Annotated in this window: 14 protein-coding genes; 2 read left to right on the top strand and 12 right to left on the bottom strand. The window is 61.4% G+C overall.

Annotation, left to right across the window (positions count from 1 at the left end):
* Window positions 1–18 precede the first annotated feature (18 nt).
* Window positions 19–813, top strand: coding sequence for an inositol monophosphatase family protein (locus AC0NID_RS34420; protein ID WP_473454997.1), 795 nt, complete (start codon window positions 19–21; stop codon window positions 811–813).
* On the opposite strand, the gene AC0NID_RS34415 is transcribed toward AC0NID_RS34420, so the two are convergent.
* From AC0NID_RS34415 to AC0NID_RS34405, 3 genes are read right to left on the bottom strand one after another with little or no spacing between them, the layout of a single operon-like run.
* Window positions 803–1,879, bottom strand: a complete 1,077-nt coding sequence (locus AC0NID_RS34415) for an ABC transporter ATP-binding protein (RefSeq protein ID WP_473454996.1) — start codon at window positions 1,877–1,879, stop codon at window positions 803–805. The genes AC0NID_RS34420 and AC0NID_RS34415 overlap by 11 nt on opposite strands.
* Entirely contained in the window at window positions 1,879–4,161 is a 2,283-nt protein-coding gene (locus AC0NID_RS34410; RefSeq protein WP_473454995.1) for an ABC transporter permease, read from the bottom strand. Before AC0NID_RS34410 ends, AC0NID_RS34415 begins: the two co-directional genes overlap by 1 nt.
* A gap of 2 nt (window positions 4,162–4,163) precedes the next feature.
* Window positions 4,164–5,150, bottom strand: coding sequence for an ABC transporter substrate-binding protein (locus AC0NID_RS34405; RefSeq protein WP_473455078.1), 987 nt, complete (start codon window positions 5,148–5,150; stop codon window positions 4,164–4,166).
* A 583-nt stretch (window positions 5,151–5,733) separates the two neighbouring features.
* Between AC0NID_RS34405 and AC0NID_RS34400 the strand changes: the two genes are divergently transcribed.
* The gene (locus AC0NID_RS34400) at window positions 5,734–6,297 is read left to right on the top strand and encodes a sigma-70 family RNA polymerase sigma factor (RefSeq protein WP_473454994.1); all 564 of its coding nucleotides are present in this window, start codon (window positions 5,734–5,736) and stop codon (window positions 6,295–6,297) included.
* On the opposite strand, the gene AC0NID_RS34395 is transcribed toward AC0NID_RS34400, so the two are convergent.
* The 9 genes from AC0NID_RS34395 to AC0NID_RS34355 all read right to left on the bottom strand — a co-directional run bounded on the left by AC0NID_RS34395 (window position 6,298) and on the right by AC0NID_RS34355 (window position 14,450).
* Window positions 6,298–6,480, bottom strand: coding sequence for a hypothetical protein (locus tag AC0NID_RS34395; protein WP_473454993.1), 183 nt, complete (start codon window positions 6,478–6,480; stop codon window positions 6,298–6,300).
* Window positions 6,481–6,986: 506 nt separating this feature from the next.
* Entirely contained in the window at window positions 6,987–7,874 is an 888-nt protein-coding gene (locus tag AC0NID_RS34390) for a class I SAM-dependent methyltransferase (protein ID WP_473454992.1), read from the bottom strand.
* 62 nt (window positions 7,875–7,936) lie between these two features.
* On the bottom strand, window positions 7,937–8,926 hold the full coding sequence (locus AC0NID_RS34385; RefSeq protein WP_473454991.1) for a GNAT family N-acetyltransferase: 990 nt from the start codon (window positions 8,924–8,926) through the stop codon (window positions 7,937–7,939).
* An 8-nt stretch (window positions 8,927–8,934) separates the two neighbouring features.
* Window positions 8,935–9,999 carry a glycosyltransferase family 4 protein gene (locus tag AC0NID_RS34380; RefSeq protein WP_473454990.1) on the bottom strand — a complete coding sequence of 355 codons (1,065 nt, stop codon included), beginning with the start codon at window positions 9,997–9,999 and terminating at the stop codon, window positions 8,935–8,937.
* Entirely contained in the window at window positions 9,996–10,841 is an 846-nt protein-coding gene (locus tag AC0NID_RS34375) for a PIG-L deacetylase family protein (protein WP_473454989.1), read from the bottom strand. The genes AC0NID_RS34380 and AC0NID_RS34375 overlap by 4 nt, the downstream gene beginning before the upstream one ends.
* Window positions 10,842–10,848: 7 nt before the next feature.
* Entirely contained in the window at window positions 10,849–11,781 is a 933-nt protein-coding gene (locus AC0NID_RS34370; RefSeq protein WP_473454988.1) for a glycoside hydrolase 5 family protein, read from the bottom strand.
* On the bottom strand, window positions 11,774–12,538 hold the full coding sequence (locus AC0NID_RS34365; protein WP_473454987.1) for a TIGR04290 family methyltransferase: 765 nt from the start codon (window positions 12,536–12,538) through the stop codon (window positions 11,774–11,776). Before AC0NID_RS34365 ends, AC0NID_RS34370 begins: the two co-directional genes overlap by 8 nt.
* Before the next feature lie 2 nt (window positions 12,539–12,540).
* Window positions 12,541–13,347, bottom strand: coding sequence for a sugar phosphate nucleotidyltransferase (locus tag AC0NID_RS34360; RefSeq protein WP_473454986.1), 807 nt, complete (start codon window positions 13,345–13,347; stop codon window positions 12,541–12,543).
* Window positions 13,347–14,450 carry a CgeB family protein gene (locus tag AC0NID_RS34355; RefSeq protein WP_473454985.1) on the bottom strand — a complete coding sequence of 368 codons (1,104 nt, stop codon included), beginning with the start codon at window positions 14,448–14,450 and terminating at the stop codon, window positions 13,347–13,349. The genes AC0NID_RS34360 and AC0NID_RS34355 overlap by 1 nt, the downstream gene beginning before the upstream one ends.
* Window position 14,451 lies beyond the last annotated feature (1 nt).

The raw sequence follows: 14,451 nt of genomic DNA, 5'->3' as shown, positions 1-14,451 counted from the left end.
AACACGGAGCGCGCGCCCATGGCCGGTGACAATAATGATCGGATGCTGTTTGCGACTGCCCTGGCGCGGCGCGCCGGCGAGCTCGGCCTGCAATATTTCCGACAACTGGAGACACTCACAATCGAGAGCAAGGGTCATCAGGACCTGGTTTCCGAGGCCGACCGGAATGTCGAGACGTTCATCCGCCAGGAACTTGCAGCGCAATATCCCCAAGACGGCGTCATAGGAGAGGAACACGCCGCGCTCGCGGGCGGGTCGGGTTACACATGGGTGATAGATCCGATCGACGGCACTGCCAATTTCCTGCGCGGCATCCCGGCCTGGACCGTCGTCATCGCCTGCGTCAAGGAGGATGTGACCGTCTTGGGCGTTATCCATGAACCGTCTACCGGCGAGACTTTTTATGGGCGACGCGGCGGCGGAGCTTTTCTCAACGACCGACCCATCAAGACAAGCCCGACGACGAGCCTGACGCAAGGCTCGGTCGGAACCGGCTTCTCCAATCGTCGTGAAGCTCGCAGCGTCGCCAAGCTGATCGATCTCCTGCTTCAGGAGGGCGGCGTCTTTTTCCGCAATGCATCTGGTGCGCTTATGCTTGCCTACGTCGCGTCGGGCAGGCTGCTCGCCTATGTCGAGGAGCATATGAATGCTTGGGACTGCCTCGCTGGCATGCTTCTGGTCGAAGAGGCCGGCGGATTGGTCGTCCCGCCCGACCCGAAAACGGTCCTGGAGGAAGGAACACTGGTCATCGCGGGCGGCAAGGGCGTGTTCGACAAGGTCCACGCACTTTGCAAAGAGGCGTTCAGTCTGTGATCAGCACGGGTCCACGTTCGGGAAAGCCGATGCTCACCGGCTGCCCCGCTTGAAACGCCGTATCGACATCCGGCGAGATCACGAAGACTTCGCCGAATTCCGTGGCGACTACGAATTCGAGGTGGCTGCCGACATAGGTCACTTTTTCGAGCATGCCGGGCAACGTGCCGGGAGCGTTCGGTTCGCCAATCTCGATGCGACTCGGTCGTGTCGCCAGCTTGGCTGGCCCCGGCTTGCGGCCGCGAGCCGGCAGCTTCAGGACCGCGGGGCCTAGATGCACGGTGGCACTGTCGCCCTCGACCGACACGACCTCGCATTGGAATATGTTGGCTTCGCCGATGAAGTCGGCCACGAAGGCATTTGCGGGCTGCTCGTAGAGCTCGCGCGGCGTGCCGTCTTGAGCAATTGCCGCATTGTTCATGACGATGATCCGATCGGAGACGGCGAGCGCCTCCTCCTGGTCGTGGGTGACATAGACGACTGTCAGGCCGAGTTTCTGCTGAATCTCGCGAATTTCCTCGCGCACGCGGCGGCGCAGCTTGGCATCCAGGTTCGACAAAGGCTCGTCGAAGAGCAGCACCTGCGGCTCCAGAACCAGCGCCCGCGCCACCGCGACGCGCTGTTGCTGTCCGCCCGAAAGCTGGCTCGGCAGGCGGTCGCCGAAATTGGAGAGTCCGACCAGATCAAGCCCGGCTCTGGCCCTCTCGGCCGTCTCCTTCCTAGCGAAGCCGGAAAAGCCCAAGCCGTATTCGACGTTCTGGGTCACGGTCATATGCGGGAAAAGCGCGTAGGATTGAAACACCATGGAGACATCACGATCAGTTGCCGGCAGCCGGGTTACGTCGGCGCCCCCGATCAGGATCTGGCCGCTCGTTACCATTTCCAGCCCGGCGATCATGCGCAAGGTGGTCGTCTTGCCGCAGCCCGATGGTCCAAGGAGGGTGACCAGCTTCCCGGCCGCGATAAACAGCGAGATGTCGTTGACGGCGGGCGCCTTGCTATTGCCGTAGATCTTGGTGGCGTTCCTGAATTCGACTGAGGCGGCATTGCTGCGAATTTCGGCCATCATCCGCCTCCCGAGATCGCCGGCTGGGGACGCGCCACGACCGCCTGGCTGACATTGGTGCGCGACTGCGCCAGATCGCCGTCGAGACCGCGGCGGCCGATCATGCGGCTGCCAACCACAAGCTGCATCAGACCGATCACCGCCAGCATGACGCCGATCAGGACGGCGGAATAAGCGATGGCGACACCGTATTCGTTATTCTCGACCCGGCCGACGATGTAGCTGGTCGACATGTCGTACTGCGCGCTAACCAGAAAGATAATGGCGCTGATGGCGGTCATGGCGCGAACGAAGGAATAAACCAGCGCGGCGAGGATGGCCGGCCGCAGCAGCGGCAGCACCACCTTGCGGAAGGTTTGCCACGAGTTTGCCCCGAGAGTCAGGGAGGACTCGTCGAGGCTGCGGTCGATCTGCGACATCGACGCGACACCGGCGCGGACCCCGACCGGCATGTTGCGGAAGATGAAGGAGAGCACCAGGATAATGCCGGTGCCGGTGAGTTCGATCGGTGGCACGTTGAACGCGATCACATAGGAAACGCCGATAACAGTGCCGGGAATGGCGAAGGACAGCAACGTTGCAAATTCGAAAGTGTCCTTGCCGGCAAAATTCTGGCGGACCAGCAAATAGGCGGTCAAAAGTCCGATGGCCGCGGTCAGTGGCGCTGAGATCAACGCTATTTTCATGGTCGTCCAGAACGAATTCCAGGCCGAGCCGTGCCAGTGGATGCCGAACTCATTCCACCCGATGGAGAACGCCCTCACGTAGTGTTCAAAGGTCAGAGAGAAATCGACGCCCCACAGCTTGACGAAGCTGCCGTAAAAGATTGTCACATAAATCAGCAAGGTAAAAAGCGTCCAGACGGCGGCCACCGCGAAGACGAGGTTGCGAAATGTTGCCGGCAGATGCGGGTGGACGCCGGCGTCTCCTTTACCGGAGACGGTCGTGTAGGACTTTTTGCCGAGCCAGAATCGCTGGGCGTAGAAAGCCCCGAGCGTAAAGAACAAGAGTACGAGGGCGAGGATCGCCGCCTGTGCCTGATCGTATTGTGCGCCGACGATAGCGAAGAAGATCTCGGTGGACAGCACATCGAAATTGCCGCCGAGCACCAGCGGATTGCCGAAGTCAGCCATGCTCTCGATAAAGCCGAGCAGAAAGGCGTTTGCCAGACCCGGCCGCATCAACGGCAGGGAGACGGTGATGAAAGTCTGCCAGCGATTGGCGCGCAGGGTCTGGGCGGCCTCTTCCATGGAAGGGCTGACCCCCTCGACCACTCCAATCATCACCAGAAAGGCTATCGGCGTGAAGGCGAGCACCTGGGCGATGAGCAGACCAGGCAGCCCATAAATCCATCGTGTCGGTTGGACGCCGATCAGCTCCGCGAAACCCAGGTTGATGGCACCCGAGAGGCCGAACAGAAGAATGATGGCGAGGCCGATGACAAAGGGTGGCGTGATAATCGGCAGCACGGTCATTGCGCGCAACAGCGCGCCGTAGCGAAAGCCGGTACGGGTCACCACTAGGGCAAAGACAAGGCCGAGTGCAGTGGTCATCACGCCAACGAGGATGGCGAGAAAGAGCGAGTTCCAGGCGACGCCGCAGCGCGGACCGCCGAAGAGGCAGCCGAGACTCCAGAGCCGGCCGCTGGAGAGTTTCGCGAGAAAGACGGGTAGCGAATAGTCGCCCTCTTGCGTGAGCAGCGCACTCCCCAACATTTGACCGATTGGCATGAAGATGAAGATGGCGACCACCGTAACGACGAAGCCGATCGAGCCGACGACGAATTCGTCGCCGGCCACCGCGCCGCGCGCCGCAAGCCCGAGGGTGAACAGGAACAGGAACGCGCTGCTTACCAGCAGTGCTCCCCAGCCCATGCCGAACTGGCGGTCGTCAAGCTCGCCAAAGAGCCAGGTCAGCCATTGCCACTGGAAACCACGCAGACCAATGCCGAAACCTTGAAGCAGGAAGTAGGCGCCGCCGGTCGCGCCGACGGCGATTAGCAAATTCCCAAAGAATGGGTCCGACTTCCGGCGCCCCCATAGCAGGAGCGGCGCGACAAGCAGCGGCCCTAGGGGAGCGAGCCAGAGTTTCTCGCCTTGCAGCACAAGGAAAAGCGCCGGCGCGACGTCATCGTCAAGCGGATAGCCGTCCAACAGCCAGGACAAGGTGAAGAAGTTGCTTTCCAGCCCATACCAAGGCAGCAGCGCATAGCCAACCAAGCCGGCCGCCGTCCACAGGACAACGGTCGGGTGAAGCGCGCTCGTGGCGGTGCGGACGCGCATGATTACTGCGGCAGGGTCGAGACCTCCGTGTCCCACTTCTGCAACAGGCGTTTGCGCTCGGCACTCGATCCATACTTCTTGAAGTCGTAGTCGATGAGCTTGATGGTCGACAGGTCGGGCGACAGTTCGGACGCGGTGGCGTTCTTGTTCGAAGGCAACTGGAACGACTTCACGTCCTTCGCCTTCGACTGCATCTCGGCGGTCAGCGCCCAGTCGTAGAACTGCTTTGCTGCTTCCGGGTTGCGGGCGTCCTTGATCAGCGACATCGAGCCGATCTCATAGCCGGTGCCTTCGCAAGGCGCCACCGTGACGATCGGGAAGCCGGCTGCGGTCTGCGTCACCGCGTCATGCATGAAGACGATGCCGATGGTCGTTTCGCCGAGACCCGCGGCCTTAATCGGAGCGGAGCCGGACTTGGTGTACTGGTTGATGTTGGCGTGGAGCGCCTTCAGGTACTCAAAACCCTTGTCCTCGCCCATCAGCTGAACCATCGTGGCCAGCATCGTATAGGCGGTGCCCGATGAGTTCGGGTTGGCCATCTGGATGTGGCCCTTGTATTCCGGCTTGGTCAGATCGGCCCAGCATTTGGGCTCCGGCAGGTTGCCCTTAGCCAACAGATCCTTGTTGTAGCCGAAGCCGAGCGCACCGGAGTAAACGCCGATCGTCTTGTTGTTGGCGGCTTCCGCCTGCTTGATCGCCCAGTCATGCAGTTCGCCGCGCATCGGGGACGTATATTCCTCAGTCAGTCCTTCCTCGGCGGCCTGGAGATGAGGATCGCCGGTGCCGCCCCACCAGACGTCGCCCTTCGGGTTTCCGGCCTCGGCGCGCAACTGCGCATATGTCTCTCCGGAGCTCTTGCGGGTCATGTCGACAGTGATGCCGGTCTTTTCCTCGAAGGAAGTCCTGATCTGCTGGCACCAGGCCTCGTCGGCGGCGCAATAGACGGTGAGGCTGTCGGCGTAAGCCGACGTGGCTGCAGAGACGAGCATGACAACCGTTGACGCCAGACGGACAGAAATCTTTTTCATGTGCGTATTTCCTCCCATTGCTTCGCCGTCTAACAAGTATCAAGCTTTGCTGCGGCGGCAACGAGATTGGGAGCTTTTATGCCGATTTGCAACTCGAGTCGGTGGCGGGTGGAACAGGGCTGTCCCGTATTTCCTCCCATCGATGTTAAAGTCAGCCGCGTCGTCAATGAGATCCAGGATTGATGGTCAAAGAGAAGCGGATCGTCGGCGTGGCGACGAAAGGCAAACCGACCAGGCAGGTCGCGGCGCTGCGGCCCGGATCGATGAACCGCAGCTGGCCAGTCAGCCTCGGGTCACAGCTCAACGGCAACCTGTGCCGGGGTCGCCGCATCATGACGTCTGGCCCCTTTCACCACTCTTTCCTTCGCAGCCGCCCAACGGCAGGCGGAGACCCGCAACGGGCGTGCCGTTCGCCGATCCAACGTTTTCTAGCGACTTATTTCGATGTCCGGAACGATCCAAACCTTCATGCATTTAGCTAGGTCTGCGTTCATGAACTCATTCTTGCTGGGGAGCTGGACCATTGTCCTCCAGGGGCTACGCCTTGGCCAACCGGGAAGCGGATCAAGTTTCCATCGTTGACCTGATACCCGCCTTGCGAGCCTTCGCGCGCACCTTCTGCCGTGTACCTGACGATGCCGATGACCTTGTCCAGGAGACGTTGACCAAGGGGCTCGCCAACATCGATAAGTTCGAGCCTGGAACGCGTATGAAGTCATGGCTCTTCACCATCATGCGCAACACCTATTATACGCGTGTCAAGGCCGCCGACAGGGAAAAACCCGGCTTGCTTGACTGCGCTTCTCTGATCCCAATTTCGGAAGCTACACAGGATTGGTCCGTTCAGAGCAAGGAAGTCTATCGTGCGGTCCAGAAGCTGCCGGAACATCAGCGCGAGGTCCTGATGCTCATCGGGGTTCTTGGTGTCAGCTACGAAGAAACTGCTGAAATATGCGGTTGCGCGGTGGGAACGGTAAAAAGCCGTCTTAACCGAGCGCGCGCCGACGTGCTGGAATACCTTGGCGAAAGTTCGCTACAGACATTGATAGAGCACCGCGATCACCTGTCCGAGGCACAGGGAAACTTCGCAGTCGACAGGCGCCGTTAGCTAATTGTCTTTTTTCGCTTCACATCGGCGCTTCTCGACAAGGGCGTTCTGCAACTGGACGGCGAGATCGGTCAACCGGTCGGGCACCTTTTCCCGCTCGATGGCGGTCAGCAAGAATGCAATCTTGCGGTCTATAGCCTGCCGGAGTTGCGGGCTGATGGTATCGTCGCTCAAACGAGACATCGTGTTCTCTTAACGAATTGGCCCCTTCACCAGTGTGGTGACAGCAATCAGAGTTTGCAAGGATTCACGCGCCATTCTGGCAGTCAGCACCGACCCTTGCACAGCATTGTTTCGAAGCCGCTGGCGTCGTCGGGGGAAACTATGCCTTTCCCTCCGCTCCTTCCCGGCAATCCGGGAGCGCTCGACAATTCGACTCTCGCGAACTTAGCTGGCCACTGGTCATGATTCGCGTCTACGGTTGCAACAGCCAGTCTTTAAGAGAGCCGATCTGCGGCATGATACTGGTGCCGATCGGACTTGATCCGATAGCCATCGAGCCTGCGCTACTCGGTGCGCTGCTTTAGTCTCTGTTGGACAAACCGAGTTTCCTCGACCTTGTCCTTGACCGAATCGGTCATCGCGCCGGCGCCGGAGCCGTTGCCACCGCCACCGAGCTGATGTGCTTCTTGCCGCCGGATGCCAACCTGGTCCTCCTTCGGATTGTGGGCACACACAGGTGGCCTCTTCTATTTGACGCCCGAACAATTATTGGGCCGTAATGTTCCGTCGGATGCGGTAAGAAGAAAAGCATTGCCATCCCACCGCCGGAACGGCTTTTCGCCGTCAACCACGACCTGCATGCCGTGGGTTCTAGCGAGGCGATGAACATCGGCACGATCCAGCGCCGGCGATCCTCGATAGGAGTAATTCAGAAGTGCTGCCATGCCTGCCGTCTTCAGGACACGCGCAATTTCCTTGAAATACCGCTCCGCCAGGCCAGCCAGCACCAGGTAGGGGAAACTGTCGACAGCCAGCACGCAATCGAAGCTTGCGTTGCCGAAATCGGCAAGATCGAGACCAGAGGTCAGCCGCAATTCCACATTGCTCAGCCTGGCACATCGCTGCCGACCGATCGAAATCATCTTTGACGATATGTCTATGCCGACGATCCGGTGCGCCGCATCGGAGAGCGCGCTTTCGAAACGCCCAATGCCGCAGCCAATGTCCAGAATGTCACGGTCGGTGGTGAAGCCTTGCCTGTCCAGCCATGCGACGATCTCGTCGGTGGCGGCGGCGAGTTTCTCCTCGTCTCCCAATGAAGACAGCTGGACGCTCGCCGCCAGGGAAATCGCCGCCGCGGCATCGAAGCCGGCGGCCAGTCGCTTGACGACAGCGGCATCCGTTTCCTCCTCATTACGCTCGTGGCGAACGGCCGCGCCTGTTTCGCGCAGCGTGGCAAAGATATCAGGCCTGTGGCGAAGCAGCTCGGCGATGCGCTCCAGTCCGCCTCGTTTTCGCAGGTCGGCTGAATACATATCCAGCGCGATCTCCGCCAGCTCCGCCGCTTCGATCCCCGTCTCGAAGCGAAGCGCCAGTCTGGCGATGGTGGCTTCGACACAGACACCGTCGGCCATGCACTCGTCGAGTACTATTCTTGCTGTCGACGCCTGTGGCGATGGTTTTCGGCCAGTCGTGCTCATTGGGCTGTGTTTCGCGTCCAGACCCTTCGCATTGTCCATTGATCGACGGCACCCCAGCCATATTTGTAGGTTTCCTGGCCGCGCAGGAAATCGAACTCTCGCGCCCCTTCACGAGCCGCCTCGGCAATCGCGTGACCGATCAGGATTGCGCCGGGACTTTCCTCGGCGTAGGCCGGATCAAAGCCGCCAAGATAGGCGTAGGCGCGGCAACGATGGTGAAATCCATAGTAGGCGCCGACCACCGCATCATCGATAGCAACAAGCCAGCATCGGACAAGGCCCTGTGCGGCAAGCAACGAAAGCGCCTGCCGATGAAATTCTTCTGCAGCCGGGTCGGTCAGCACGCCGTCGCCATGCCCGGCCCAGCGCGCGCCGTGAAGGCGAATCAGGTGATCGAAAAATCCACCGGGATCGGTATGCGCCGGTATGATGGAGACGCAGCCGCGCCTGCATGCGGCTTTATGTGCACGGCGCAACTGGCGCCTTCGCCGCGCTGGAATGCAGACCGCAAGGGCATCGTCACCGGCAATCGGGAGCACCGGACAAGCTGCGTGGTCGGCGGGTTGACCTGCCCCCAGCGCGGGATGTGTAATTGCGAGGCCCGCAGCATCGGCCGGTAGGTCCGGTAAGATCCATTGCGACCAATTGATCGCAAGAACCTCGTCTGCGATGACGGCGGCGACAGCTGCTTCGATGCCGGGGAAACACAGGACATCCAGATAGTCGCTTAGCGAAATCCCGACCGGAAGCAGCCTCAAACCGGACGTTGCGTCTTCCAGGTAAAGCGGCGCCAATCCCACCAGATCGTCGCCACGCCAGACCGCGATCGCCGCCAGGTCCCCGGGCGCGAATGCACGCCACCACGGCACCAGCCAGGCGGGGCATTGGAAAGGCGTCGCCGTCCGGCTGTGCGCCCAGAGTTTCCACCACCGCGGCGCCAGGGCCTCAAGAGTGGCCAGATCGTCGATGATCTCGGAGCGAAGCATAAAACCGCTCACTGCGCCGCCGCGAAGCGCCTGCTAACGGCACCAAGCCCTGCCAGCGCACGGTAGGCGTCCATGTAAGACGAAATCATTCGGTCGAGCGAAAAGCGCTGCCGCGCCTCGGCCCGGCATATCTCGGCATCCAGTCGGGATGCTGCGACGATGGCCTCTGCCATCTCGTCGACGTCATTCACTAGGAAGCCGGTCTTGCCGTGTCTGACCACATCTGGCAGTGCGCCGTTCGGAAAGGCGACCACCGGCGTGCCGCAGGCGAGGGCCTCCATCGCGACAAGCGAGCTGGTTTCCGCCGCAAGGCTGGGAATAACCAGGCAACGGGCGGCGTTGAGAAAGCGCCGTTTTGCGGTGAAGCCGAGCGGACCGAGGAAGCGGCGCTGCTTGTCGAGGCGCCGCTGAACTTCGTCATGAAAGTACTGCGTGTGCGTTTCATAGGGATAGACCTTGCCACCGATGACCAGCGGTACGCCAGCCTGCTTGGCTGCGTCCAGCGCCAGATGGATGCCCTTTTCCGGGCAAATGCGGCTGAGCACCAAAGCGAAGCTGCGCTTGGACTGCCGACCGCTCAGCGCGTCGATGTCGACGCCGTTTGGAATGGGCGCAACCAGCCTGGCGCCCGGCGGCGCGGTTCGCTGTTGGGCCACTGAGACGGCGTGAAGCCACAGATCGTCGCGTACCGGGCGCAAAGCATCGGCCGGATACCAATCGAGCGGCAGGTGCAGGCTCACAAGCGTCGGCCCATCGTCAGGCAGATAGGCATCAAAATCGATGCCGTGCAGATGTATCACGTCGATCGGCCAACGGGCGCGTGCGGCTTCTATCGCGGTGCGGTGGTGGCGCTGTGCCCGTTTTTTCGCCGCATCGTCGAGCACACCTGGTTCAGCAGGTGTCTCGATGAGGACGCCCGCCGCTTTGGAGCCCTGGCAACCGATTACGATAGAACCGTGTCCCGCCCGCACGAGTGCCTGGTCGAGCATCGAAAGGACCTGCTCGGCACCGCCAACCGCGTCCGGGCCGACTGGCGCGAGAGAGTAGGCGACGTTCAGGACGGTGAGGGTCATGGCCGGCCGAGCCGAAGCTCCTCATGCGCAGCAGCCGCGGCGTGGAGCCAACCCGCCGGTTCGAAGCCGAGCCGCAGCGCCTCGTAGTAGAGCCTGCCGTTGTTCGGCAGCGCCAGGAAATCATAGGCAGGTGCCATCCGGAACCGTTCGACGCGCGCCGTAAACGGCGCCAGCGTCCTTCGTTGTGTCCGGTGGCAGGCCAGCATGCACTGCTTGCGTTCGAAAGCCGCTTCCGTGAGGTGCAGTTCGATGCAATCGGGTCCCCCGTTGAAATCCTGAAGGACCGCACCCTCGGGTCCGGCCGAATAGTACGCCATCTCGACGACGGCCGGGACCCGGCGTCCCTTGCGGCGCAGCAAATGGCAGGCCGCATGGACGGCAAAGGCAGTCGCGTCATGATCGGGGTGACCGCCTTCATAAGGATGCGTGCAGACGAAGCTGACGTGAGAATCTGCCAAAAGGCCGGTCAGTTCCCTTGCGAGCGAGCTAAGGTTTCCGGCGGCCTGCTTGTCCGGGTAACCGAGGCTGGTCAGGGCCGTCGACGGCGAACCCGCTGCCGCCAGCGCCGCCTGCAACTCCCTGTGGCGGGCCTTGGCGTAATCCTGCCAAGTCTCAAAGCCGTGGGCTCGCGCGTCGTCAAGGTCTCGCGGCGCGCCGTCAGTGACATGAACAATGCGAGCTCCGCGCAAACCGGCAAGATGCCCGCCGATGCCGATGGTCTCGTCATCCGGATGCGCGACTACGATCAAGATCTCAGCGCCGTCGGAGCCGTTCGAAGCAGCGCCTAGCAGCAGGGCCGCGAATTCGGCAAGCGTTCCGGACCTGTCAAGTGCGTGTTGCATGAAACGCTCATGTCGCCGATGCCCGAACCGCTTCGACCGGGGAGGCAATCATGCCAGGAGCATAGCGGCGGGTCATCGTCGCGCAAAACTCCGCGAATTCCTCTGGCACTAGCGGCGGACTGGTGTGATGCGGCATCACTCCGCGATGCTCCGGAGTGAAGCAGAATGTGATGGTCACGTCGAAATCGGCAAGTGCTTCCATCTGCCGGTCGTACCAGTCCAGCGCGTTCGGCCTGAAACTGTCGGCCCAGGACAGCCCGGTGCGCAGATTGGTGACGCCCAGCCGTTTCATCCAGGCGACGGCCTCATCCAGCCGGGGATCTTCAAAGTGAAACCATTGCACCAGTCCCATTTCGGGGGCGTGACGCAGGAATTCGTCGAGCGCGGGTTTGGGCGTACCGTCCTCGCGCAGCAGACCCATGTAGAAATGGCGATAGTAGGAGGAGCCTTCCGCCTCGCGATGACGCGTCGTTGCCCCCCATTCGCGCGGAAGATCGTAGAGGCTGTACCATTGTACGCGCGAGACATTGCCAAGCAGCAGTTCGGCGGTCCGGCGCAGACCCCACAGCTGTACCTCCTCGGCGCCGAAGCTCGACACGCCAACTTCGCTGACCCATACAGGAAGGTCGGTGACGGTCGAAATCTCGCCGATCTTCTGGGGCCATTCCTGGATCTGCCAGAGGTTCCAGTCGAGCGGGAAGCCATGCACACCGACAGCATCGACGTGATCGAGCACGCCGTACTGCTTCATGAGTGCCATGAAATCGGCATCGATCGGCGAAATGCCGCCCAAGACCTTGGTGATGGCGGGGTTTTCGGCTGCGATCCGGTCGGCGGCCAGTATTGCCATATTGGCGAAGCGGCTCCAGTCGAGGTCGAGTTCGGGGTCCCAATGAGACTTGTTGTTCGGCTCGTTCCAGATCATCGCAGCTTCAATCATGAAGAAGTTGTCCTTTCGACGGGTAGACGGCGCCGGCGCCGACCGGCTCCTCGGCGGCGCGGCAGAAATAAACCTCTTGTTCCGGGTGAAGCACGATGTCGAAGCCGGCACTGCGCAGCATCGCTTCAGTGCAGGCGCGATTGGGAATCCACCAATTGGTCGGGTCGTCGGCGTAGCGGTGCTCGATAAAATGCAGCTTGGGAAACTCCGCTCGATCGAACAGATCCTGTGCCCAGAAAGGATAGTTCTCATCGAGAGCAGGCAGTTCGATGCTGCCGCGCTGCATGGACTGGAAGATCATCAGGTCGCCGGCGACATGCTCCCGGATCAGATCGAGAGCCAGCAGGGGATGCCGCAAGTGGTACAGCACACCCATGAACAGCACGATGTCGAATTTCTCCCGCAGGGCACCGACGTCGTAGACCGACAGCTGCTGGAATTCGATGTCGCAGTCGGCGATCTCGGCGGCGAAGCGCGCCTGCGCCAGATAGGCTTCATCGAAATCGATGCCTAGGACACGACCGGCGCCGCGTCGCTTCATCTCGATCGAGTAAAAACCGGCGTTGCAGCCAATGTCGAGCACTGCCTTGCCGGACAGATCGGCAGGAATGGCGTCGGCGAACTCGCGCCATTTGATCAGCGGATAATTGCCGAGAAAATGGTCGGGGGCGGTCTCGACGCCCGCCAGCTCCATGTTGTGGAACCACGGGCCAAGGGCATCGATGCGGCGGCGGATTTCGGCGTTCGAATGCAGCATGGCTAGCCTCCTTCGCCTGGATGGCTAGGTATATGCGACTGCCCTCGCAGCATGAACATGAGCTTTATCGGGTCCTCCAAAGTGGCGTCGTTGTTCTCAAGCAACCGAAGTGCCGTGCGGTAGCCGTTGAAGGTGCCGACGTCGACATAGGCGGTGCCTCCCTTGACGCCATAGGCCTCACCGCCGGTCGCGAGATAGGCGTTGATCAGCGTGCCGACATATTCGTCATGGCGATCCTGTTCGCGCCAGAGCATCGCGAGTTGATGAAGGATGCGGCCAGGCATCTTGAATGCACCCCAAATCCAGTTCGTGGCGGCATCCTGCTGCTTGACCTGGATTTCCCGCACTCGATCGTCCTGGTCGAGAACGACGGCATCGAAGAGTTCCGGATGATCCACGGGGAAGAGTAGAAACGACAGCCGGTCGTCCGGCAGGCGGCAAAAGCCATCTTCTGGAAACCAGATCGTATCGGGCAGGCCGATCAGAACCGCCTCGTCCGGCGCGACGAGCGACGCGGCGCGGAAGATCGCATCGCAAAGACCGACGGGAGTAGGCTGCACGACAAACAGTGCGGCGGCGTCGCCGTAGCCGGCGGCATAATATTCGAGGATGTCTGATTTTCCCGATCCGATGACGAAGCAGATCTTGTCGACGCCGCCGCGCACCATGCGGCGCACCAGATATTCGCTCACCGCGCAGGGACGCTCGGTCTGGCCATCGATGCGGCTGCCGACCGGCAGGAGCTCCTTCGAGAAGCCGAGCGGTTGAATGCGGCTGCCGCGGCCGGCGGCGGGGACGATGCCCAACATCAGATTGCTTCCTTCAACGGCTCGCTCGCCGTCGAGCCTTGCAACGAATCGGACAGAAGGCGGTCCAGTTCCTTGGCGCGTTGCGCAGAGGTGTGTTCATCCAGTACCCGCTCGCGCGCACGGTGCCGGATTGCGTCAACTTCGCTGTCGGACAAGCAAACTGCCGCGACCACGTCGTCGGTGGTGTCGGCCAGGATGATTTCGCTGCCGGGTTGGAAAAAACTGCTCAGCCCGGGCCAGGTGTCGCTGACGATAGCCGCGCCGCAGGCTGCCGCCTCGAACAGCCTGCCCGAAGGGCACCAGCCCCTCCCGGCCATTGCCTCGCGCGTCACGTTTAGCGTCAGGCGCGATGAGCAGAAGAAGGCTGGATGGTCCGCAGGTGGAAGGTGCCTAACAAAAAAGATGTTTTCGCCCCACGGAAATTCGTGCGGGTATTGGGCGCCGCCGATGACGAAGCGGTGGTCCGGCAGGCGCGCTGCCGTGCGCACCAGCAGCTTTTCGACGCCGGCCTGGCGATCTGCGGCATAAGTTCCGAGATAGGACAGATCCCCGGCAAATTCGGCCCGGGGCTGTGCCGGGCGGTGTCTCTCGGGATCGACATGACCGTAGAGAGGCAAGACACAGCGGGCACCCAGCAGCGTTTTGAGCGCATCAATTGCGGTCCCGCCAGTATAGCTCAGGACAAGATCGAAATCGCGCAGGCCTTCGGGCCCGTAATACGCCGGCCTTAGACCTTGCTCGATCCGGGCGAGTGTGACCGGGGTGTCAAGATCGTAGAAAACCCTCAGTCCGTGACAGGCCTGCTGCGCCATGCGTGATGCCTCCACGGCGTCGGGGCAATAGGATGTGACGATGACGACGTCCGATTGCCTGATCGCCTGTTCCGCGACATGGCGGATGTCCCTCCAGTCCGGATAGACAACGACATTGCCGCCATCGAGATGATCCAGGTCGCGCGCCCCGGCATAGTAGGGGGTGTTACGCTCGAAGAAGGTGATGGACCAGCCCATGCCGCCGAGCGCCCGGATCAGCCCGCGCCACAGCGTGGCGTGTCCGTTTCCCCACGAAGAGGTAACGGTGAGACCGAAAATGACCATTCGCATC

It is taken from the genome of Mesorhizobium sp. WSM4821 (assembly GCF_055901555.1).
Note: the sequence above shows the minus strand (reverse complement) of the source record. Positions and strands in the feature narration are given on the sequence as shown.